General features: G+C 45.2%; 20 protein-coding genes and 1 pseudogene. 7 read left to right on the forward strand and 14 right to left on the reverse strand.

The genetic code is table 11. The features are described 5' to 3' along the window. Positions 1-54: 54 nt before the first annotated feature. Positions 55-426, reverse strand: coding sequence for a hypothetical protein (locus NLX82_RS05545; RefSeq protein ID WP_023989731.1), 372 nt, complete (start codon positions 424-426; stop codon positions 55-57). 437 nt (positions 427-863) lie between these two features. Between NLX82_RS05545 and NLX82_RS05550 the strand changes: the two genes are divergently transcribed. After that, positions 864-1130, forward strand: coding sequence for a hypothetical protein (locus NLX82_RS05550; RefSeq protein ID WP_023989732.1), 267 nt, complete (start codon positions 864-866; stop codon positions 1128-1130). Positions 1131-1158: 28 nt separating this feature from the next. Continuing rightward, the gene (locus NLX82_RS05555) at positions 1159-1305 is read left to right on the forward strand and encodes a hypothetical protein (RefSeq protein WP_254347592.1); all 147 of its coding nucleotides are present in this window, start codon (positions 1159-1161) and stop codon (positions 1303-1305) included. A gap of 100 nt (positions 1306-1405) precedes the next feature. Here the strand turns inward: NLX82_RS05555 and NLX82_RS05560 are convergent, their stop codons facing one another. The 4 genes from NLX82_RS05560 to NLX82_RS05575 form a co-directional block, all read right to left on the reverse strand. Then, the gene (locus tag NLX82_RS05560) at positions 1406-2578 is read right to left on the reverse strand and encodes an MFS transporter (RefSeq protein WP_069081162.1); all 1173 of its coding nucleotides are present in this window, start codon (positions 2576-2578) and stop codon (positions 1406-1408) included. A 70-nt stretch (positions 2579-2648) separates the two neighbouring features. Continuing rightward, a complete protein-coding gene (locus NLX82_RS05565) occupies positions 2649-2927 on the reverse strand; it encodes an ArsR/SmtB family transcription factor (protein ID WP_013311367.1) in 279 nt (92 codons plus the stop codon). A 220-nt stretch (positions 2928-3147) separates the two neighbouring features. Beyond that, positions 3148-3885, reverse strand: coding sequence for an SDR family oxidoreductase (locus NLX82_RS05570; RefSeq protein ID WP_028542250.1), 738 nt, complete (start codon positions 3883-3885; stop codon positions 3148-3150). 39 nt (positions 3886-3924) lie between these two features. Next, positions 3925-4203: an Atu4866 domain-containing protein gene (locus NLX82_RS05575; RefSeq protein WP_013311369.1), complete on the reverse strand. Its 279-nt coding sequence runs from the start codon at positions 4201-4203 to the stop codon at positions 3925-3927. A gap of 199 nt (positions 4204-4402) precedes the next feature. Between NLX82_RS05575 and NLX82_RS05580 the strand changes: the two genes are divergently transcribed. Continuing rightward, a complete protein-coding gene (locus tag NLX82_RS05580; protein ID WP_254347643.1) occupies positions 4403-5332 on the forward strand; it encodes an AraC family transcriptional regulator in 930 nt (309 codons plus the stop codon). A gap of 160 nt (positions 5333-5492) precedes the next feature. Here NLX82_RS05580 and NLX82_RS05585 read toward each other — a convergent pair whose 3' ends face one another. Together NLX82_RS05585 and NLX82_RS05590 are read right to left on the reverse strand one after the other, a co-directional pair. Beyond that, on the reverse strand, positions 5493-6143 hold the full coding sequence (locus NLX82_RS05585; protein WP_254347593.1) for a hypothetical protein: 651 nt from the start codon (positions 6141-6143) through the stop codon (positions 5493-5495). A gap of 108 nt (positions 6144-6251) precedes the next feature. Then, entirely contained in the window at positions 6252-7289 is a 1038-nt protein-coding gene (locus NLX82_RS05590; protein ID WP_013311372.1) for a LacI family DNA-binding transcriptional regulator, read from the reverse strand. A 340-nt stretch (positions 7290-7629) separates the two neighbouring features. On the opposite strand from NLX82_RS05590, the gene NLX82_RS05595 reads away from it, so the two are divergent. Then, positions 7630-8682, forward strand: a complete 1053-nt coding sequence (locus NLX82_RS05595) for a 2,3-butanediol dehydrogenase (protein ID WP_028542246.1) — start codon at positions 7630-7632, stop codon at positions 8680-8682. 115 nt (positions 8683-8797) lie between these two features. Here the strand turns inward: NLX82_RS05595 and NLX82_RS05600 are convergent, their stop codons facing one another. Beyond that, positions 8798-10792: an ABC transporter substrate-binding protein gene (locus NLX82_RS05600; protein WP_254347594.1), complete on the reverse strand. Its 1995-nt coding sequence runs from the start codon at positions 10790-10792 to the stop codon at positions 8798-8800. A 180-nt stretch (positions 10793-10972) separates the two neighbouring features. Between NLX82_RS05600 and NLX82_RS05605 the strand changes: the two genes are divergently transcribed. From NLX82_RS05605 to NLX82_RS05615, 3 genes are all read left to right on the forward strand, one after another. Then, a complete protein-coding gene (locus tag NLX82_RS05605; RefSeq protein ID WP_053325898.1) occupies positions 10973-12235 on the forward strand; it encodes a VWA domain-containing protein in 1263 nt (420 codons plus the stop codon). Between the two features lie 279 nt (positions 12236-12514). Beyond that, positions 12515-13858 (forward strand): amino acid permease, encoded by a 1344-nt coding sequence (locus tag NLX82_RS05610; RefSeq protein ID WP_028542243.1) that lies wholly within the window; start codon positions 12515-12517, stop codon positions 13856-13858. Between the two features lie 7 nt (positions 13859-13865). Beyond that, positions 13866-15020: a VanZ family protein gene (locus tag NLX82_RS05615; protein ID WP_053325899.1), complete on the forward strand. Its 1155-nt coding sequence runs from the start codon at positions 13866-13868 to the stop codon at positions 15018-15020. Between the two features lie 134 nt (positions 15021-15154). Here the strand turns inward: NLX82_RS05615 and NLX82_RS05620 are convergent, their stop codons facing one another. The 6 genes and pseudogenes from NLX82_RS05620 to thrC form a co-directional block, all read right to left on the reverse strand. Then, positions 15155-15808: a nitroreductase family protein gene (locus NLX82_RS05620; RefSeq protein WP_023989745.1), complete on the reverse strand. Its 654-nt coding sequence runs from the start codon at positions 15806-15808 to the stop codon at positions 15155-15157. A 334-nt stretch (positions 15809-16142) separates the two neighbouring features. Beyond that, positions 16143-16903: pseudogene (locus NLX82_RS05625) on the reverse strand (transposase); the annotation flags it as partial. Between the two features lie 100 nt (positions 16904-17003). After that, a complete protein-coding gene (gene dmpI / locus NLX82_RS05630; RefSeq protein WP_023989746.1) occupies positions 17004-17186 on the reverse strand; it encodes a 4-oxalocrotonate tautomerase DmpI in 183 nt (60 codons plus the stop codon). A gap of 44 nt (positions 17187-17230) precedes the next feature. Further along, on the reverse strand, positions 17231-17623 hold the full coding sequence (locus NLX82_RS05635; protein WP_076295540.1) for a MarR family winged helix-turn-helix transcriptional regulator: 393 nt from the start codon (positions 17621-17623) through the stop codon (positions 17231-17233). Positions 17624-17866: 243 nt separating this feature from the next. Continuing rightward, positions 17867-19243 (reverse strand): NADP-specific glutamate dehydrogenase, encoded by a 1377-nt coding sequence (gdhA, locus tag NLX82_RS05640; protein WP_028542240.1) that lies wholly within the window; start codon positions 19241-19243, stop codon positions 17867-17869. Positions 19244-19623: 380 nt separating this feature from the next. After that, positions 19624-21015, reverse strand: coding sequence for a threonine synthase (gene thrC, locus NLX82_RS05645; RefSeq protein WP_254347595.1), 1392 nt, complete (start codon positions 21013-21015; stop codon positions 19624-19626). Positions 21016-21220: the final 205 nt, after the last annotated feature.

Consider the following 21220-nt stretch of genomic DNA (forward strand, 5'->3'; position numbering starts at 1 on the left):
TGCAAGCTCCTGAAACAGTCTTGTAAAATGGTTTATGAAGTCGAAATAAGGCCGTTAGATGATTCGATAGCCAGATGGCAGTCTACCGCTACTGCGGATATTACGGATTTGCTGCAACGTCAAACGTTGATTGGTAGAGATAATAGATTCCACATCATTCCCGCGAATCAGATCATCCAGGTCGGCGATGTTGCGATTGCCTCTAAACACACGGAAGTTACCTCTAAACCGCGTGCCAGTAAAGAGTACAAGTGTAGCATTGCTGCTAGTAGAAAAGAAACGCAAACTTTCGATGCCGTTGAGAATGTTATCGGTATTACGAATGCCTAGGTTTCCTCTGAATACTCTCCTGGAACCCCGAAAATTTTCTTCGTTGTAGACTGTAAGACGTGGATACGTTTGAGATACATATGCTTTGTTGTCCATGTTGTAATTCCTCCTTTCAACTTTATCTTATGCTTCACCATCCGATTGGCGCGGGCCTCGCAGCATCCATCTAAAAATAGTTATGTGATTGAATAGAGCAGATGCAGACTTGAAAAAGGAACATATGTTCTGTATAATCTAGCTTAGCAATTTGGAAAATCCTGAACTAACGGAGATGCGGACATGGACGATAAATTTATTGAGGAACTACGTGAAATTAGCAGAAACGACAAGCGAAGATCCGAATTTCTTATTAAGGGTATGAAGGAAACACTTCAGGAAAGAAAAGAAAAAAACTTTATCGAAAGATGGATTTGGCGACAAAAAAATAAGAAGCTTATAGCGCGGAAGTTTAAATCCTAGTAGATATAACAACTGAATCTTCATAGATTTCTACTTTTTGTTTAGGTCATAGCTCATTTTTAGGAGGCAGAGTCATGATTGAGCTACTAGTCTCAAACGACGATATATTAAATCAAAATCAATTTTTGGCTGATGAAGTTCGATACAATTTGATCCATCGAATTTGTGAGTCAGAAGAGTCAACATGCCTCAAAACGTCCGATAAAAATATGATCTTTGCTCAATCACCCGGACATAAGGCTTGGCTATGGATCTCACAACAAATCACAGATGATTATAAATTGACCTATATAGAAGAACTCTTACGTTATTTAAAAGGAACCACCCTATACCCCGCCTAATTTGCGAAAGAAAGGTTTTGCCAGCGCAATGGTATCCGAGCTATGTTGCATTTTGGAAAATGAGCATTTAGTACCCATGCTATATGCAGATTTAAAAAATTCGGTTTCCAATCAAGTTTATAATAATATCGGCTTTGAGGAAGGCGGCAAAATCACTGATATTGCGTTTGAATAAGCCTTCCTACTGCAAAAGAGCATGTTATTGCTCATTCAAATCAAAGAAGGCCGCAATGTCACCTTCATCACTGGGCCTCCTCTTCACTTATCTATACACTTTACTCCGTAACACCCACTTGTGTTTGAACTGAGGATCTTCGTGTAAGTAAATACGTAGCCACAATAGCGATACCAACCCCTGCTGCTCCAAACCAGGTGATGGAAGACAGCGAAACCTGACCAACAACTACACCGCCAATTCCGGCTCCGGCTGCCATAGCAAGCTGCATTGTAGATTGATTGAGACTCAGCATCACACCGGAAGATTCAGGCACAAGTGTGACCAGATTATATTGTTGAGTAGGTCCAGTTGTCCAGGCTGCGAACGACCAAAGGATCAATAAAGCAAATACTGCGATCAGGGAATGAGCGGCAAAAGGAAGCAAGAGTAAGGAAATACCGTGCAACACCATACCCCCTAATAATGTAAAGGGTATACCCTTTTTATCCGCACTGTACCCACCAATTTTTGACCCGATTAGACTGGCAATTCCGAAGGCGAGCAATACTGAGCTTAGCATATCCTCTCCTACACCTGATACATTCAGCAAATACGGTGAGATGTAAGTATACGCGAGTGAATAACCACCTAGCCAAAAGAAGGTAATGCCTAATCCCAAAGCAACTTCAGGCTTTTTCAGAAGAGCAAACTGTTGTAGTAAGGGGACAGGTCGATCTCCTTTTAAGCGGGGAATTGTCATAGATATAACAATTAGGGCAATAATCCCTGTCAACGCGATGCCGAGAAATACGGTTTTCCAGCCATATGCAGAAGATATCATTCTCCCAAGCGGCACCCCAATAATCAGCGAGGCTGTAAAACCCATAGTAACCGTAGCAATAGAACTGGCCTGCTTGCCGGCTGGGGCAATTTTCGCAGCAATGCTCAGTGCTGTAACCACGACCATCCCCGCCCCGAGGGCCATAAGAATACGTGCGGCGATAAACATTCCAAAACCCGGCAGAACAAAGGAGAGGACATTGGCTACTGCAAATAATCCGAGGGAACTCAAGAGCAGCTTGCGTCTGTCCCATTTAGCGGTTACTGCCATCAGGATCGGCGTGCCAATCGCGTAAGCAAGGGAAAAGACTGTAATCAGCTGGCCCGCTGCGGACACCGTAATCCCCATGGTTGTTGCAATCTGATCCAAAACGCCTGAGATAATGTATTCGGATGTGCCTACCAAAAAACTAACAATTGCCAAAATATACACTTTCCATGTACTCTGCATTTTCTAGTAACGCCTCTTTCTTTTTATATTTTTATATTTTTACAAATATCGAAATTAAGACTAAAAAAATTTATGTTATTAAGAACGGGGCATATTTCTGCGCTGCTTCCACATCCAAGCTGTAATAAATAAACGTCCCCTCTTTACGGTATGTGAGCAACCCCGACTCTGCCATTTGCTTCAGATGGTGCGATAGCGTTGAAATAGCTACACTGTTCAGCTTCTCGCCCAGCACAGAGCAGCATTGGTCGCTTTCCTCTTTTAGCAGAAGTGCTATCTTGAGACGAGTCGGTTCTCCAAGTGCTTTATATATTTTTACAGCCTGCTGCATCTCTGTTGTATCTTTCACCCTGTTCGGCTCCCTTCTGTTCCAGTCTTAATTTCGATGTTTGTCGAAATAAAATTATCACAAACATTTGTAAAAGTAAATACGTTTATTATAAAGGTACAGCTATTTTACACTCTGTGGTGTAAATGATGTTCTTTCTCATCCGATAAATAACCCCCCATCCATAAAGGATGGAGGGAAAAATGATCTGAGTAGAGAGAGAGTCATGGATGCCATGGCGTTAATTCGGGCTTGCCGTGGGTCTGACAATAATTTCATTAACATCTACATCTGCTGGCTGCTCCATGGCATACAGAATGGAACGGGCAATGGCATCAGGCGAAATCGAAATACGACGGTACTCTTTCATTCCTTGCCGGGCCTCTTCATCTGAAATACTGTCAGCAAGCTCAGATTCGGTTACTCCTGGCGATACCAGCGTCACACGAATATCTCCCCCCACCTCCAAACGCAATCCTTCAGAGATCGCCCGAACCGCATACTTCGTTGCGCAATACACCGCTGCAGTTGGGGTTACACTATACGCGCCAATAGAGGCGATATTGATAAACTGACCAAATCCTTGCTTTTTCATAATCGGAAGCCCTGCCGCAATCCCATGCAGAACGCCCCGTATATTTACATCAATCATGCGATCCCATTCCTCTACCTTCAGGGCTTCTAATTTTGAAAGAGGCATCACTCCCGCATTGTTCAAAATGACATCCACACGCCCAAATGTTTTTTCCGCGTACTTAATGAACGCTTCCATCTGGTCCCTCTTAGTCACATCCAGTTGCTGATAATCAGCCGATCCACCTTTAGAACGAATCTCAGATGTCAGAGCCTCTAGTCGCTCTGTGCGTCTGGCCCCTAATATTACATGAGCCCCATGGTGAGCAAGTAAACGGGCAGTAGCTTCACCGATCCCACTGCTTGCCCCCGTAATAGCTACGACTTTCCCTTTAATATCCAACATTCTTATTCCTCCTCTAGTTAAAAATATCACTGAAACAGATTACTTTTTTACTTCCCTGTAAAAAACCATCCCTGCATGATACAAAACACCATTTTTGAATACACCATCTGCCGTAAATCCGGTGTCGTCCACATATTCGATATAGTCATCTTCTAAGATATAGCTGCCTGTATAGGCACTTTGTCTCTGACCCCGTGCTTCATCATAACGGCCATTAGGCAAGAGTTCGTGACGGATATTTCCGTCTTCAGTTACCCACATCCCTATATAGGGATGCTGCGAAGCGTGTACACTTTTTTCCGCTTTGTTACTCTCCATGACTCCCACTCCTTTGTACTTCTATTTTTTTCTCAATTGCTCATTAGGTGTTGTATCTGCATCTTATTATGAGAGGAATGTCCATCAGCCCGGTAGAAGAATCAGAGCAAATTATTGCCTAATCCTCCAAAGCCCCTTAATATGTAATAAACTACTGAAAATGAAAACGGGCTACGTTGCAAAGAAGGGATGTGTCATGATGGGGGCAACCAAAATAGAAGGTTCTACCATGGAAAAACAAGCCGAGTTGGCAAGGCTTATAGAACGATTTTCAAATCAGGACGGAGTTCTCACTACAGCCATACCTTCGCTTCATTTCGTCCGAAGTTCAAATACAACCGTACCGATACATCAAGTCCATGAACCTGCTTTATGTATTGTGGCACAAGGCAGAAAAGTCGTGATGCTCGCAGAGGAAAGTTACCATTACGGCACATCCGATTACCTTGTTGTGTCGGTGGATTTGCCGATTTCCGGGCAGGTCATTCAAGCGTCAGCAGAAGCTCCTTATTTGTGCCTCCGGCTCAATTTTGATCCGCATCAGGTTTTGGACCTGATCAAGGAATCTGCTTTTCCCACAAGCCCAATGCCTGATTCCAGACGAGGCTTGTATGTAAGCCAAACTAACTCTCTACTGCTGGATGCCGTGGTAAGGCTAGTGCATCTTTTGGAAAACCCGCAAGATGTTCCGGCGCTGGCTCCATTAGTCATTCGTGAGATACTGTATAGGATTTTACAGGGGAATCAGGGGGAATCCTTAAAACAACTGGTCATGACCGGCAGCCATTCCAACCGGATCGCAGAAGTCATAAAGCGGATTAAGCAGGATTATGATAAGCCGTTACGTATTGAGGAATTGTCCAAACTAGCGAATATGAGTCCTTCGTCACTACATCGTCATTTTAAAGAGGTTACGGCTATGAGCCCAATGCAATATCAAAAACAATTACGTCTACAAGAGTCCCGCCGCTTGTTGTTATCTGAATCAGCGGATGCGGCAGATGTCGGTTTTCAGGTAGGTTACGAGAGTCCCTCACAATTCAGCCGCGAATACGCCCGCTTGTTCGGCCTGCCTCCAATTAGTGATATTAAACGCTTGCGCTCAGATCAGGATCACCAGACCACTTGAACCCATTGTTAGATGAACATCTGAAACCAATGGTTCTACTAACGTTTATCCCAATCATAAATGCCAGGATGTAAAAAACAGCACAAAACAGCCGCTCCTCCGGTAGAGACGCGGCTGTTCAATATATTCCTCTATGCATGTGGTCATCACTATTTGAGCATCAATACGGATTATCCAGCTTGACGAACAAGGCTCGGATGACATCCTTCTCTGCCGTAGTAAGCTTTTGTCCTGCCTGCCATTGTTGAATCTCTTTCTTGACTTCCTTGGGTTCTCTATAACTGAGAGCATACCCGATGCTTCCTATACCTTGTGTGCGGTTGGTTTTGTCCATATTTGCCAATGCTCGAGTCATCGCAGTTCTATCTCTTGTAAACAAATCTCCCATAAGACCAGCATAGCTTTCGCTTAAAGCTCCATCCAATCCGTCAGAAGCCTGAATCAGATTTGCAAAGCTTTCCGATGGAATAAAAGCGCGCTGCCTATACAGATATTCGATAATTTCCAGGCTTTGATGTTCTTTGATTTCGTTTATCTTTCCCCATTGGATTCCTGCTAAATGGTCCGTCATATGACGGACTTTTGCTTCATCACTGAGGGATGAATCCTTATAAAAGGACAGCACTAGCTCCTCTTTACTTTGCTGGGTGTGCTGCGTATTGGCTACAGTTTGCTTGGACTCCCCATTGTTTGCCCCGGACGGCGCCGCAGTTTCAGCATCCTGTCCCACTGGATGGGGAGTGCACCCTATGGTTACAGCCAGCAATAGTGCAGCACAAGCTACAGAAACGAACCCATTACCTTTTAACATGAATCCACTCTCCTGTCTGAACAAACAGTGGTCGTTATAATTGCCCAAAATCCACTCATAACCTCGTTCATCTATCGTTATAACGATAGGAAGATTTCATCTAGACTTCTACGCGTCACGTCCCACCGTAGGCTTACGGATCACAGAGACGCTCGATTCCCTCACGATCAGGCGAGGCTCGAATTGAACACGCTCATAGTCCCCAGGTGTCTGTTCCTGAATCCGCTTGAGCAGCAGCTCCGCAGCCAACCGTGCCACCTCTTCTCCCATGATGGAAACTGAGCTGATCTGAGGGGTCGTTACCATAGCCCACAGATTGTTATCAATACCGACTACAGCAACCTCATCTGGCACTTTTACACCCAAATCCTTAAATCGATTGACGATCCCTATCGCCACCATATCGTTAACCGCATAAATAGCGTCCGGCATATGTTTCAAGCTGTAAAAATAATCGGCTGCACGCAGCCCTGTCTCAAAGGAGAAATCATCGCCAAAATAAACGAGTGAAGGGTCCACATGCTGCAGAGACTGCTCATAAGCGAAGTATCTTTCCTCGATTTTGTCCTTCGCAGCGCCTGCATAGGCAATTCTTGTTCTGCCGATTTTAAGCAAATGCTCCATCACGAGTCTTCCCTCTTGCCGGGCCAGACTGACGATATCCGCTTTGACATCTTCGCCCAGCTTCTTGCCATAGTTAATAATGGACACGGGAACGCTGGCTTTGTTAATCAGATCTACCAACATTTTGGGATACGCCAGCGGCATAATGATGAGCCCGTCGACATGCAGCTTCTTGACCTCACGAACTGTTTCAAGCTCCATTCTGGCATTCCCGGCGGTATTGATTTGCACGACCCGGTAACCATGCTGCTTGGCAGCCTGCTCTACGGACCAAGCGATCTCTGGAATAATCGCGTTACGAATGTCTGGCACGGCCAGTGCGATTTGTCGTGTCTGACGAACTTTCAAGCTCTGAGCCGAGGTGTTGGGCGTAAACCCCATCTCTTCAATCACTTGCAAAATTAAGGCTTTCGTTCTCGGGCTGATGCCCTCACTATCATTAATAGCTCTGGAGACAGTCGCTATACCGACTCCTGCCCGCTTGGCTACATCCTCTATGGTTACTTTCTTTTGATCTGTCACGCCCAAAATCCTTTCAAGAACGGAATCGTTTTCTGACTTTCTAAAATAAAGTCTTAATGTTGATATTATACCACAGAATGAGTGTCTAAAAATTGAAGTCGTTTTCTTCTTGTCTTTGCTTCACCTAAAAAATTCACAAAATTCCTTTGTATAAAAGTAATGAGCCAAATATAGCACTGTAGTCACAAGTGATTATATTCACAAAAAAATCAAGTGCTTTTTGTATTAAATTGGTTTGACAATGTGTAAAAATTGTGACATATTATCTTTCGGAAACGTTTCCTAATTCATTCACTTTTATAGAGGCAATGATCATATATTCGTCAAGGAGATGACAGACATGCAAGCATTGAGATGGCATGGAGTAAAAGACTTACGATTGGAAAACATTGAGCAGCCCGCTGCTCTGGCAGGAAAAGTAAAAATCAAAGTAGAATGGTGTGGCATTTGCGGAAGTGATCTTCACGAATATGTAGCAGGACCGATCTTCATTCCCCAAGATGCTCAGCATCCATTGACTGGCGAAAAAGCGCCGATCGTAATGGGACATGAATTCTCTGGACAAGTTGTCGAAATCGGCGAAGGTGTAACCAAGATTCAAGTTGGCGACCGTGTAGTTGTAGAACCGGTGTTTGCATGTGGAGAATGTGATGCATGTAAACAAGGCAAATATAATCTTTGCGATAAAATGGGCTTCCTCGGTCTGGCAGGCGGCGGTGGTGGATTTTCTGAATATGTCGCAGCTGACGAGCACATGGTTCACAAAATTCCAGAAAGCGTATCTTTCGAGCAAGGCGCATTGGTAGAGCCTTCGGCCGTTGCTTTATATGCTGTTCGTCAAAGCCAACTGAAAGTCGGCGACAAAGCTGTAGTATTTGGCGCTGGTCCTATCGGATTGCTGGTTATTGAAGCGTTGAAAGCTTCGGGCGCATCTGAGATTTATGCAGTAGAGCTTTCCGAGGAGCGTAAAGCTAAAGCTGAAGAGCTGGGTGCTATCGTGATTGATCCTAAAACTTATGATGTGGTGGAAGAACTGCACAAACGGACCAACGGCGGCGTAGATGTAGCCTATGAAGTCACTGGAGTACCTCCTGTGCTGACTCAAGCTATTGAATCTACTAAAATTAGTGGACAAATTATGATCGTCAGCATTTTTGAAAAAGAAGCTCCGATCAAGCCTAACAATATCGTTATGAAGGAACGCAATCTGACTGGTATTATCGGCTACCGTGATGTATTCCCAGCTGTTATCAGCCTGATGGAAAAAGGTTATTTCCCTGCCGACAAGCTGGTTACCAAACGCATTAAACTCGAAGAAGTGATTGAGCAAGGTTTTGAAGGTCTCCTGAAAGAGAAAAATCAGGTTAAAATCCTGGTATCTCCGCAAGCCTAATATCGAAAACAAACCAGATGTCTGCTCTATGCAGACATCTTTTTATAAAAAAACGCTCTCCTTCCTGCGACATGCTGTCGTCAAGATGAGTAGCGTTTTTTGATTACCATTTGGATTACTGAGTTACATTTTTCAAAACATCGTCGATCATTTGACTGTTTGCAATTGTACCTGTATACAACCAGCTAGAATCCTTACCAAAATCGTATACATGGCCTTCTTTAACGGCTGGAATTCCCGCCCATACAGGATCTTTTACAATATCTTCTTTACTTACGTTTTTGCTGTTCACGATAAAGATATAATCCGCATCCAGCTCGGCCAGCTTCTCCAGCGATAAATTACTCCAGTTCGCCTTAGCCGTTTTGGAAATCTCCTGTACGACTTGTGGAATCTTGAATCCCAAATCCTTATACAATACATCACCGCTGGATAGATTCTGGTTTACGACATACACATTTTTATCCGTTACCCACAATGCCGCCGCAGTTTTTTGTCCTACCGTCTGACTCAGCTTGGCTTTAGCCTCTGCTGCTTTTTTGTCGTAGTTGCTCAATGCCTGCTTCGCTTCACTGCTCTTATTCAGCACCTCACCCACGGTCAGCAGCTCTTGACGCCAATCATTGTTCATATTAGTGCCTACCACGTAGGTTGGAGCAATTTTAGAGTATTGATTATATTTGTCGCCTTCCACCATGCTCGCACTGTCCATAATGATCAAATCAGGCTTGAAGTTCAGAACCGCCTCAAACGGAAGATCTGAAGCAATGGTAGGAACGTCCTTCAGTTCTTTTTGCAGGTAACCTTGAACTGAATTTTTGCCTACCGACCATTGGGCTACGGGTTTAACACCTAGGGCCACTAGATGATCCTCCAGATAAGAAGCGATCACACGCTGAGGCTGAGCCGGAACCTTCACCTCATGCCCAAGTGCATCCTTCAGCACCCTTTCCTGTGATGTTGGTTCCGCTGATGTATTATTGTTCCCTTGGGAAGCGCCATCGGTTGCCGCAGGACTGGATGTGCCTGAGCACGCGCTGAGCAGCAGGGTAAAACTAAGCAATAAAATAAATGCCATGGAATGCTTTGCGTTTCTATTCATTCGTAAAATCCCTTCATCATGATTTTGATAATGATTATTATCCTCAATAACAGTATGCAGGGCGCCACTTGCCGAATCAATGGAACATTCGGACATGCTTAATGGATTATCCAGACTGGTATCTCTCACAAAAGCAGATGAATATAGGCTGTCCCGGTAATGAACCGGGGATACACCCGTATATTTTTTGAATGCCCGGCTAAAGAAATAGACATCCGGGTACCCCACACTGACAGCGATATCCTGTAAAGTAGCATCCGTCTTCCGCAAAAGCTCCTTAGCCTTGTCCATTCGCAGTTGAATTAAGTACATAATCGGGCTACAATCCGTTTGTTTTTTAAATAACCGAGTCAGATGTCTCGGACTGCATTCCAACAATCCGGCCAAACGTTCGAGCGTTATGGACTCCGCGTAATGATCCTGCATAAATCGAATCGCCTGTGTCACGATATCCCGCGCAGAAGTTCGAGCCTTCGGTTCTTGCAATTGCCGCATACATTCATATGCAAAATCATAGAACCGACCCTGAGCCTGAATCTTGGATAGCGCCTCATGATCCTGCCATGCGTACTCCAGTAGTTGCAGCTTTTGGTACAGTATAACCGGATAAGGTGGTACAAAACCATGAGCTATCGAAGGATGATTATACATCGTGTGTCCCGATAGAGAAGTCGCTTTATATAGTACAAGGATATATTCTATCCCGTATTGCGAGGGTTTCATATTCAGTTCAAAGCCTTTGCTGCCATGCAGTACGTACCCTGAATGTGGCGTATCCTTCCAATCACCATCCAAACGCACGCTACCCTGCAATACAAATACAAAAGCCTGCGCTGGAAGACGATACGGTTGAAGCAACGCTTCCGGCTCCAGTCGAATATGCCGGACATCCATGACACGGATCGACGAATGAAGCCATAGGGACAGCAGTTTGTTTAACTCATCAGCTTCATGTCCCTTGCTCATCCCGGTATGGGAACCTGCCTGCTTTTGTCGATCCTGCTTCACGTATCAAAGCCTCCGCTTCATAAATATCATACTTTTTTTCCACACCAACCTTATTATATATCATCTTTTACTGCGTCTACTATGAGACAAATATTCCTGCACGAAACAAGGTGAATATACCATTTCCATGGTACAATTTGTATAAATACAAGATTTAAAATACATAGGGGGTTTGACAGCATGAGCGGTCCCAACATTGCATTGAGTACAGGAGCTAATGCACCATTCGGTAAGGAAGATACGGTGCGGGTCACCATTACATGGAAGCATGCACCTGCCGAACTGGATGTTAGCTGTTTTATGGTAGGAGCAGACGGAAAGGTTTCCTCAGATGACTACTTCATTTTTTACAATCAACCCGCTGACCCGCACGGCCATGTACGGTTACAGCGTCCAAATGACAGAACCACTGAGTTTACTGTAGCGCTCCAGGAACTGGAACGAACCGGAGTGGAAAAATGTGTGTTTGCGGCCACACTGGACGGCCCGGGTACTTTTGCCGATGTGGTCGGCTGCTCACTTACTGCTCAAGGCAAGCAATCCCATATCACCTACAGTATCACCGAAGCCACCAAAGAAACGTCACTCGTATTCGCTGAAATATACCGCCATACGTCTGGCTTCAAGCTTCGCGCAGTTGGGCGTGGTTTCAATGGAGGACTAAAGCCGCTCGCCGAAGCTCATGGTGTCACCGTAGAAGAAACGGAATCGCCAGCAGCACCGTCAGCGGATAAAGCCGGCGTGAAGGAGCCTTCTCCTGTGAATGGAAGAATTAATCTGCTTAAACAGAAGGTACAAATTTCACTCCAAAAGAAGCAGATAGACCGTGAAAAAGCACGAGTAGCGGTTGTATTAGACGCTTCTGCTTCCATGGCGAAACTGTACTCTAAGGGAACCGTGCAAAAAGCCTTCGAACGTGTTCTGGCTGTATCGGCCTGCATGGATGACGATGGTGAAATGGATGTATGGTTTTTTGCGGACAAAGCCAAACGTGCTCCAAGCGTCACAGAGAGGAATTTCGAGAATTACGTAAAACGAAATTTCCCAGAAATCGGATACGGAAATATTGGATTTGGTAACAATGAGCCTGAAGTAATGGAGGATATTATTTTAAAATATACAAAAGAGGCACCCAATGAAACAATCCCGACCTACATTATCTTTTTCAGTGACGGTGGCGTATATGAAACGAAAAAAATATCAAAATTGCTGATCAAGTGCTCAGAAACTCCTATTTTCTGGCAATTTGTTGGTCTTGGTAATGCTGATTTTGGAGTCCTTCAAAAGTTGGATAATCTGCGTGGTCGCGTAGTGGATAATGCAGATTTCTTTGCCTTGGATGACATTGAGTCCGTGACAGACGCAGAATTGTACGACCGTCTGCTGAATGAGTTTCCTGGTTGGCTCAAGCAAGTGCGGGCTAAAGGAATATTGCGGAGCTAATCCTTCACCGCAATGCGATACTCCTACATGATCACTTAAATATCCGCCGAGCAGAACAATAAAGGCAGAATGACCGCAGATAGAGCAATCATCAGCGCCAGCATGCTGCCTCTGTTTTCCTCGGTTTTCTTCAGTTTGTCCTCTAGCGATTTCAATCTCCCTACCAGATCCTATTTATTTCATTTCCTAATTGGATATTTTCATGTAGTATAAGTCTAATTGAAGTAACCCTGTTTGGGCCATGCTGAAGCTATACACTATATGAAGGAGGATTTCATATTGAAATCAAATGAAGCAACTTTGCACAAAAAGCTGCTCCCACGGCACATTACCTTTATGGCTATGGGTGGAGTTATCGGAACGGGAATTTTTAAAGGAAGTACCGAAACGATTAGCTTGGCGGGACCTGGAGTTATTTTATCCTATGTCTTCGCAGGACTCTTGCTCTTAGTCGTTATGGGCGCAATTGCCGAGATGGCTACCGTCTATCCCAACATGAATATGAAGGATTTTATTCGCAAAGCTTTTGGAGAACGTCTGTCCTTTATTATCGGCTGGTTGTATTGCTTTATGTGGCTGGCCGTCTGTATCATTGAGGTCATTGCTGCGGGGAGCTTCCTGCAATATTGGTTGCCAGATGTTCCTCTATGGGTACTCAGTTTAGTGAGTGCGGCTTTCATTATTGTCGTCAACATGCTGAGTGTCGGCGGTTTTGGGGAGCTGGAATTTTGGCTTGCGGGTATTAAGATTGCCATGATTATTATCTTCATCGCCTTGGGTGGCTGTATACTATTCGGGATTATTCCCACTGAAACTCCACCTTATCTAAGCAACTACGCGCAGCACGGCGGATTTCTACCTAATGGCTGGTTAGCTATCTTTTCAGCGCTGCTGGTCGTTACCTTTTCATACGGAGGGTCCGAGCTGATTGGACTGACGTTGACGGAGACAGAAAATCCGGAAAAGGTACTACCTAGAGTGGTTAAAAGCTTTATTCTTCGCGTTGTTTTGTTCTATACGTTGCCCATTCTCATCATTTGTGGCTTGATTCCATGGAACCAACTGGATGCGAATACCAGCCCGTTTGTACAGGTATTGTCTTCTGTAGGGCTTCAAGGCTCGGCTCATGTTATGAACTTTATTCTGATCACTGCTGTACTGTCTGCCGCCAATTCGGGAATTTACGGGGCTACACGTATGCTGCATTCGCTGGCTATCAATGGAGAAGGTCCCAAATCACTCGCCCGCTTATCTTCAAACGGGGTTCCGGTAAATAGTCTCAAATTGTGCGCTGTAGTCCTGATTGTCGGTTCCATGGTTGCTTATGTCGCTCAGGACGGGCTGTTCCGTATTTTAATGGCTGTACCTGGCTTCGTCGTGTTGCTCGTCTGGAGCTGCATTTGTCTGTCCCAATTGAAATTGCGCAAATCTTATCCAGTGGAGCCTACTTTCAAGATATGGGGATTCCCTTATGTAACGGCGGTTACAGTGGGATGCCTATGGGTCATTGCGTTTCTATTCTTGCTTGACCCGCAAAATCGCATTAGCATTAGCGTATGCGTGGCTTTCATGGCATTTCTGGTCATCTGGTCTTTGGTGAAATTCCGGAGAAAGCAGGCGTAAGCAGCACATGATTCAATCTTACCTGTTTCCTGTTTCATATGCCTTTCTTGCGTTTCCTTTTGCTGCCTTATTGTTCACACTGCCTTTCCTAATCGTGCAATATCGCAGGCATGGCTATATTCACAAGGCTAGAGCATGGCTGCTTTACTTGATGCTGTTATACTTAATGAACGCCTTCTTTCTGGTCATACTCCCACTTCCGGCATCGCGTCATAATGCTGCATTAGCCGGGGGAGCGTTGCAGTTGATGCCCTTGCAGTTCGTTCATGACATTATAAGAGAAACATCCATCTCACCCGCCCATCCCTCCAGCTATGTTCATTTGCTGAAGGAGCGCGCTTTTCTGCAAGTCGTTTTTAACGTTGTGATGACCGTGCCTTTCGGTATGTTCTTACGTTATTATTTCCGTGCACGATGGGGATGGTGTCTGATTCTGTCCTTTATCCTCTCCCTCTTCTTTGAGGTGACGCAGCTGACAGGACTGTATGGATTTTTTGACCATGCGTATCGCGTGTTTGATGTAGACGATCTAATGGCTAATACATTGGGTGGTATGCTAGGCTTTCTATTAGGCGAATGGTTTTCACGCTTCCTGCCCCGCTTGGAACATCTGGACAAGCATGTGGACATGGCAACGAAGCGAGTGTCCTATACCCGACGGGGCGTAGCCTTTTTCGTGGATTCTATCATATGGACCGGGCTACTCGGAATCATGGAGTCTCTGCATGTGCCTGCTGCTTTCTGGGTTTCCAGTGGGGTATACTTTATGGTGGTTCCTTACCTAACGAATGGACGAACGCCAGGGAAATGGCTGGTGCGTATTCATCTTACAGGGACAGGACAACGGATTTCCCTATGGGAGCTCATAAAGCGTTACAGTCTCTTGTACTGGGTGTATTTTGGACTTAATTACGTACTGGGTGGGCCTGTCCTATGGTCTCAAGTGTCCCCTTGGCTAAGTGTTCTGATTAGCCTTTTGCTGTTAGTGATCAACGGATGGTTCTTTTTCCATCTGGTCATACGCCTATTTAAGAAAGCCCCGTTATTTTATGAGGAGCTTAGCCATACTTCACACCAAATTATATGGCCCAAGCACTATCATCATCCTCAAAATGACACCGCTGACTCGGCAGAAACGTCGGGAGCGAATACCGTGAAATGATAACTGAAAGACTGACAACGTGATAAGCACCCGCGATCTACGTTGCATCTAAGCAAATAAAAAAACAGGCGAAGCAAAGGATTTCCTTTGTCCGCCTGTTTTTTATTTTGCGCATAGATATTAGTTCGTTTCCCTTATTTCCACTGTGCAATTTGATCAATAGGCAATCGTGTGGACGGATGACCATCGTTGATACCTTTACCCATGGAAATGAGCATAACAGGGACATAACGATCTTTTTCCAGACCAAAGGCTTCAGCAATTTGATCCTTTTCAAAACCGCCAATAGCGTTAGTATCATAACCATGAGCGCGCGCTACCAGCATAAGCTGCATGGATACCAAACCACCGTCAATCAGGACTGTTTCTTTGTTCACAACTGGATCAAGCGCTGCAAAATGAGCTGCCACTTTTTCCTGTTGCATTTCTTTAATGTCTTTTGGCATATAGCCCAGTTCTACAGCTTCTCCGAAAATTTGTTCGAAATTATCAAAGTTATTCAAATCCCCAAATACAGCGATCACTGCCGAAGATGTTTCTACTTGACGTTGGTTGAAACGGGCCAATGGTGCCAGTGTAGCTTTACCTTCAGGGCTGTCAATGACGAGGAAACGCCAAGGTTGCAGGTTAATGGAAGATGGTGCGCGTGTAGCTTCTGTCAAAATCTCAGTCATTTCCTCACGGCTGATCTTCACGGACGGATCGTATACTTTTACAGAACGGCGTCCCAGGGCGATTTCTTTAAAATCATTCGTTTTTACAGTACTGGATGTGTTCGTATTATTCATTCCAATCTCTCCCACTATAAATTAATATTTTCTCATGTTTTCTCACTCGTTCTTCGGTTTTCAGCCATTGACATATCGAGCACTGGAGAAGTCGTGTAAGAATCTCATTATTTTCCGTATAAGCCGGTGGCAGGAATAGAGGTTGAGACATTTTTCCCAATCTATGGATCGACTTCTATGATCGCACCTTGGATATCCACTCCTGACTCTTGACGGCTTACCCTCCCATATCACGCGGGGTCTTTGCCCTTATGGAAATGATTCCTGCGGCTGCTCCGTGCTTCCTTTGTCTCTGCTTATTCCTGTCCGATGAGAAACATAAATCCGGTTTTTCTTAAGCTGTCTTCTGTAACTGGGCCTCACGTACTGGCCCTAAAACGTCGTTTGCATCGTACCGAACTTGCTTGGTGCCGAGCGTGTGAAGAACGCGAATCAGCTTCCCGCACAACGCTACAATCGATTGCTTTTTCTTCAGTGGATTCTGGCTTCGTTTGGTAAAGTATTGGTGCAGTACCTTAAACTCCGCATTCTTCGCCACCATGAGCATCACGACCGAAACAGTAGCGCTCTTAGCCTTGCGCGTCCTCGTTTGGTTATACTGGATTTTCCTTTTTTCTTCCCCGAGCTGTTCTCTTTGAGATTCAGTCCGGCCAGCCGTATAATCTGCTGTCCATGCTCGTAACCCCTTAGATCCCCCACTTCCGCCAGGAACCCCGCCAAGGTGACCACAGCCACGCCTGGCACAGTAAGCATCTCTTTCGTTCCTGGGATTTGAGGGAGTAGACGTTCCACCTCGGCTAGAATCTCTTCGAGCTGTCTGGCGAACATGTCGTACTGTTCCAGAAGTGTTTTAATCTCTATTTTTGCTGCTGGAAGTCCTTCGGTCAGACCGATGGAACTTCTCGCCGTTTCCACCAGTTGCCGGGCTCGTTTCACGTCTTTCTTCCAGCGCTGGACGATGGCTTCTGCACCTAATTCTACGATCTCACCTGGCGTTGGAAACTCCTGCAAGGTAATGCGCGAAGCTTTCCCTTCCCAGTCTTTAATTACCTGCGTGTACTCTGGAAAAAAGCGATCCTGCCAGTTCTGTACCCGTGCATACAGGAGGCGCTTTTTTTATTCAAATCTCAAATTAATTCATTACAGAAATGGCTCCTTACCTTAAAAATGAATGAACCCACTTCATCTTCTGACATTAGCGATCAGATAATAATTTTCCTCCCAAACCAATGTTTTCTTTTTCGCTTTCCTTAATCAAAACAATAAAAGCCGACTCGGGTACATTCATTATGGTTGAAGCTGATGTGGTAAGTTCAGTGACCAACGATCTTTTTTGTTCTTTATTTAATTTGCCTGCTTCAATAGTAATTACTGGCATGTAAATTCCTCCTTGTTTCCCCTATGGGTATAATGTAATTGGGGTCAGTCCATATCGGACATATGACCATTCATAACTTGCAGCATATCGGCTAGCTGGTGCCGCTGGGTCTCGTCGAAGCTCTGTAGCAGCTGAGCTACAAACTGCGAGCGCTCCTGCTTAAAGATGACAATGCGTGCACGCCCATAATCGGTCAGGCTTACCAAGGTAACCCTGTTGTCCTCTGGCTTCGTGCGTCGTGTGACCATCGCTATCGTTTCAAGCTGCTTCAAATGGCGCGTTACGGCTGCAGCGTCAATGCCAACCTCTTTTTGCAGGAGAGTTTGACTAATCTCCTCCACTTGATACAACTTGCACAATAGCTGCAATCTGGATGCGCTGACTCCTGCGCAACGCTCAAACTTGGAGCTAATCTGCTTGTTCAGCAACAACAGCATGTCAAAAATATACTCAGGCTCGGATGGTGTCTGGGTGATATCAATCTCTCCTCCCTTAAGCATATCGCTGGGCTTCGTGATCCGACCTTTGATCCATCAATTATTGATCTATCAAGTAATATACATCCTCTTTAAAATTAAATCAAGTCCCTGAGAAAAATAAAGTGCTCTTTGCAAATAAAAGCTGAGCGACTCGCACAAGAGCCACTCAGCTTCAATTTAACTTTATTATGTTCCGTTGTGCTAAATAATCCCGTGGGACAGCATTGCGTCGGCCACACGCACAAATCCTGCGATATTGGCTCCGACAACCAGATTGCCCGGCACGCCGTATTCCTCAGCCGCCTTCACGCTGTTAGCATAGATATTTTTCATAATATCATGCAGCTTGGCATCCACTTCCTCAAAGGTCCATGACAGACGCATGCTGTTCTGCGACATTTCAAGCGCCGAGACCGCTACTCCGCCTGCATTGGCAGCTTTCGCTGGTCCAAACAGAACTCCATTGCCCAAGAACACTTCAATGGCCTGGAGCGAGGATGGCATATTGGCACCTTCGCCTATAGCTTTTACGCCATTACTTACCAGCAGCTGGGCTGCTTGCTCGTCAATTTCATTCTGTGTGGCGCATGGCAGTGCGATGTCGCATGGGATCGACCAGATCCCCGAACAGCCTTCTGTATAGATTGCGCCTGGACGCTCTTGAGTATACTCGCTAATCCGCAGACGGTTCACTTCTTTCAGCTGCTTCACCAGCTTCAGATCGATACCGTCTGGATCATAGATGTAGCCATTCGAGTCACTACATGCCACGACTGTAGCGCCAAGCTGCTGTGCTTTTTCAATCGCATAAATGGATACGTTCCCCGAGCCTGACACGACGACGCGTTTTCCTTCAAAGGACGATCCCTGCGCCTGCAACATCTCGTTTACAAAATATACACAACCGTAGCCGGTCGCTTCCGTACGTGTGAGACTGCCTCCGTAATGAATCCCTTTACCCGTCAGGACGCCACCTTCATGTCCTCCGCGAATCCGCTTGTATTGTCCGAACATGTAACCGATCTCGCGGCCACCTACTCCAATATCCCCAGCCGGAACGTCGGCATCTGGACCAATATATTTATACAACTCAGTCATGAAGCTTTGTGTAAAACGCATCACTTCGTTATCTGATTTCCCTTTGGGATCAAAATCCGAGCCGCCTTTACCACCACCGATGGGAAGACCCGTCAATGCATTTTTGAAAATCTGCTCAAAACCCAAAAACTTGACGATTCCCAGATATACAGACGGATGAAAGCGAAGTCCACCTTTATAAGGCCCTATCGCACTGTTAAACTGCACACGGAAGCCACGGTTGACCTGTACAACTCCCGCATCATCCACCCAAGGTACACGGAAGGTAATGACTCGCTCCGGCTCCACTAGCCGTTCCAGAAGCCCCTGCTGCATATACTTAGGGTGCTTAGCCAATACCGGAATTAGCGAATCCAATATTTCCTTGACGGCCTGATGGAATTCATTCTCATGAGGATTGCGCGCGATAACCTTCTCAAAAACGGACTGCACATATTCGGCTGCTGCTTGTTGACTCTGCTCTGGACGGATCATGGTCATTATTTAATACACCCCTTTTATAATTAGCCCCTCTGTTAAATGACGGAACGACGTTATTCTGCACCTTCGAGAGTGGAACTTTATGTATTCATAAAATTTAGTTAACTATACATGATTTTTTATAATAATACATCTAATTCGCCTATAAAAAATTTTTGTATCCTTCATTAAATAACTCTATGAACCTCTCATTGTCTGTTAGTTTCCTAAAGCTAAATCCCTTGATTCATGGGCTTTTTTCACGATTTCTGAGGCCCTAACACCTTACCCTACATGGCATTATAATGTGAACAAATTGAAACTAAAACATACATTATGTCTGGAATATGGAAATAAGAAAAAGAGGCTGCGCGCAGGGCGTAGCCTCTTTTCCCATTCTTTTACACATAAAAGGCTTCAAGCTGACGCACAATTTCTGCCTCGTCATGCTCTACCACCTGCTGATGCTGCGATTTGGAGAACAATTGTTCAATTTGCGCTGGGAACTCCTGCTTGATGTCCACCAGACGAATGGCTTCATCAAATTTGGCCGGATGCGCTGTCGCAAAGGTTACACATACTTCGTCCGCGCCATTATACGCCTCATACGCGGCAATACCGCAAGCCGTATGCGGGTCGAGCAAATAATCGTATTCGGCCTTGTATTTCTTGATTAGCTCCAGACACTGCTCATTCGAAGCACCGAGCGCTTCAAAATCCTGCTGCACCCGTTTTAAATCCTCTGCACTGATCACAATCCGTTCCTCGGTTTTGAGGTTATTCATGTATTCAGATACCTTGGCTGCATCTTCTCCAAGGAAGTAATACAGGTATCTTTCGAAATTGCTCGCCACCTGAATGTCCATCGAAGGACTGTATGTGCTTTTGAAGTCACCTGGCTTGTATTCACCTGTCTTCACGAAGCGCTCCAAAATATTATTTTCATTGGTTGCAATAATCAGCTTATGGATCGGCAGGCCCATTTTCTTCGCAAGAAAGCCGGAAAAAATATTGCCGAAGTTGCCAGATGGCACACTGATATTGATTTTTTTCGTACCCGCAGACTCCTGCGCCCGGAAATAAGCATAGAAGTAATATACGGTTTGCGCCAAAATACGCACAAAGTTAATCGAGTTAATCGCCCGCAAATGATGTTTAGCTTTGAAATCCAGATCGGCAAACAGGTCCTTAATGACTTTTTGACAATCGTCAAAGTTCCCTTTTACGGATAGATTCAATACATTTTCATCGTCAACCGTCGTCATTTGCAGCTCTTGTACCTTGCTCACCTTTTGGTGTGGGTGCAAAATACAGATTTTAATGCCTTCCTTGCCACGCACGCCCTGAATCGCTGCCGCCCCAGTATCGCCCGAGGTTGCACCCAAAATGTGAATGATCTCATTCTGCTTTTTGGACACGTAGGAATAAAACTCACCCATAAATTGCAGGGCCACATCCTTGAACGCGAACGTAGGCCCGTGGAACAGTTCCAAAATAGACAGGGAATCGTTGATCTTCTTCACTGGCGTAACTTCTGGATGACGGAAGCTTGCGTAACTGCGCTCCACCAGCTGCTCCAAATCTTCACGAGGAATCTCATCATTGATATACAGCGCAAAAACTTCCAGCAGCAGCTCTCTGTAGCTCAATGTTGCCCATTGCTCCAGCGTAGCTGCCGACACAGTCGGAATCTGCTCCGGTATCATCAGACCTCCATCGTCAGCTAACCCCATGAGCACGGTATCAATAAATCCCTTGGCTTCTACTCGACCTCTAGTGCTTATATATCTCATATACATCCCCCAATAAAAATTCAATTCGAACCTTTTTTCGAATATATTATTGTCTATAATACCCTGTCGCGGTGCTGTAACCAAGCCTTTTTTTCATATTTCAAAGACTTTCTCCTACTTTACCATACCCTGATGCATCAGGCATCTGTAATCGCTAGGCAATCGGAACGTCAGAAACAGGCCGTGAGTCTGAAAAAAGAAGGCT

This window comes from Paenibacillus sp. A3M_27_13 (assembly GCF_024213315.1).
Lineage (GTDB): Bacteria > Bacillota > Bacilli > Paenibacillales > Paenibacillaceae > Paenibacillus > Paenibacillus polymyxa_B.

Excerpts from the sequence above, each read along its gene's own strand:
- NLX82_RS05545 (WP_023989731.1), bottom strand. The coding sequence starts at position 426 with ATGGACAACAAAGCATATGTATCTCAAACGTATCCACGTCTTACAGTC.
- NLX82_RS05550 (WP_023989732.1), top strand. The coding sequence starts at position 864 with ATGATTGAGCTACTAGTCTCAAACGACGATATATTAAATCAAAATCAA.
- NLX82_RS05555 (WP_254347592.1), top strand. The coding sequence starts at position 1,159 with ATGGTATCCGAGCTATGTTGCATTTTGGAAAATGAGCATTTAGTACCC.
- NLX82_RS05560 (WP_069081162.1), bottom strand. The coding sequence starts at position 2,578 with ATGCAGAGTACATGGAAAGTGTATATTTTGGCAATTGTTAGTTTTTTG.
- NLX82_RS05570 (WP_028542250.1), bottom strand. The coding sequence starts at position 3,885 with ATGTTGGATATTAAAGGGAAAGTCGTAGCTATTACGGGGGCAAGCAGT.
- NLX82_RS05575 (WP_013311369.1), bottom strand. The coding sequence starts at position 4,203 with ATGGAGAGTAACAAAGCGGAAAAAAGTGTACACGCTTCGCAGCATCCC.
- NLX82_RS05580 (WP_254347643.1), top strand. The coding sequence starts at position 4,403 with ATGGGGGCAACCAAAATAGAAGGTTCTACCATGGAAAAACAAGCCGAG.
- NLX82_RS05585 (WP_254347593.1), bottom strand. The coding sequence starts at position 6,143 with ATGTTAAAAGGTAATGGGTTCGTTTCTGTAGCTTGTGCTGCACTATTG.
- NLX82_RS05595 (WP_028542246.1), top strand. The coding sequence starts at position 7,630 with ATGCAAGCATTGAGATGGCATGGAGTAAAAGACTTACGATTGGAAAAC.
- NLX82_RS05605 (WP_053325898.1), top strand. The coding sequence starts at position 10,973 with ATGAGCGGTCCCAACATTGCATTGAGTACAGGAGCTAATGCACCATTC.
- NLX82_RS05615 (WP_053325899.1), top strand. The coding sequence starts at position 13,866 with ATGATTCAATCTTACCTGTTTCCTGTTTCATATGCCTTTCTTGCGTTT.
- NLX82_RS05620 (WP_023989745.1), bottom strand. The coding sequence starts at position 15,808 with ATGAATAATACGAACACATCCAGTACTGTAAAAACGAATGATTTTAAA.
- dmpI (WP_023989746.1), bottom strand. The coding sequence starts at position 17,186 with ATGCCAGTAATTACTATTGAAGCAGGCAAATTAAATAAAGAACAAAAA.
- NLX82_RS05635 (WP_076295540.1), bottom strand. The coding sequence starts at position 17,623 with ATGCTGTTGTTGCTGAACAAGCAGATTAGCTCCAAGTTTGAGCGTTGC.
- gdhA (WP_028542240.1), bottom strand. The coding sequence starts at position 19,243 with ATGACCATGATCCGTCCAGAGCAGAGTCAACAAGCAGCAGCCGAATAT.
- thrC (WP_254347595.1), bottom strand. The coding sequence starts at position 21,015 with ATGAGATATATAAGCACTAGAGGTCGAGTAGAAGCCAAGGGATTTATT.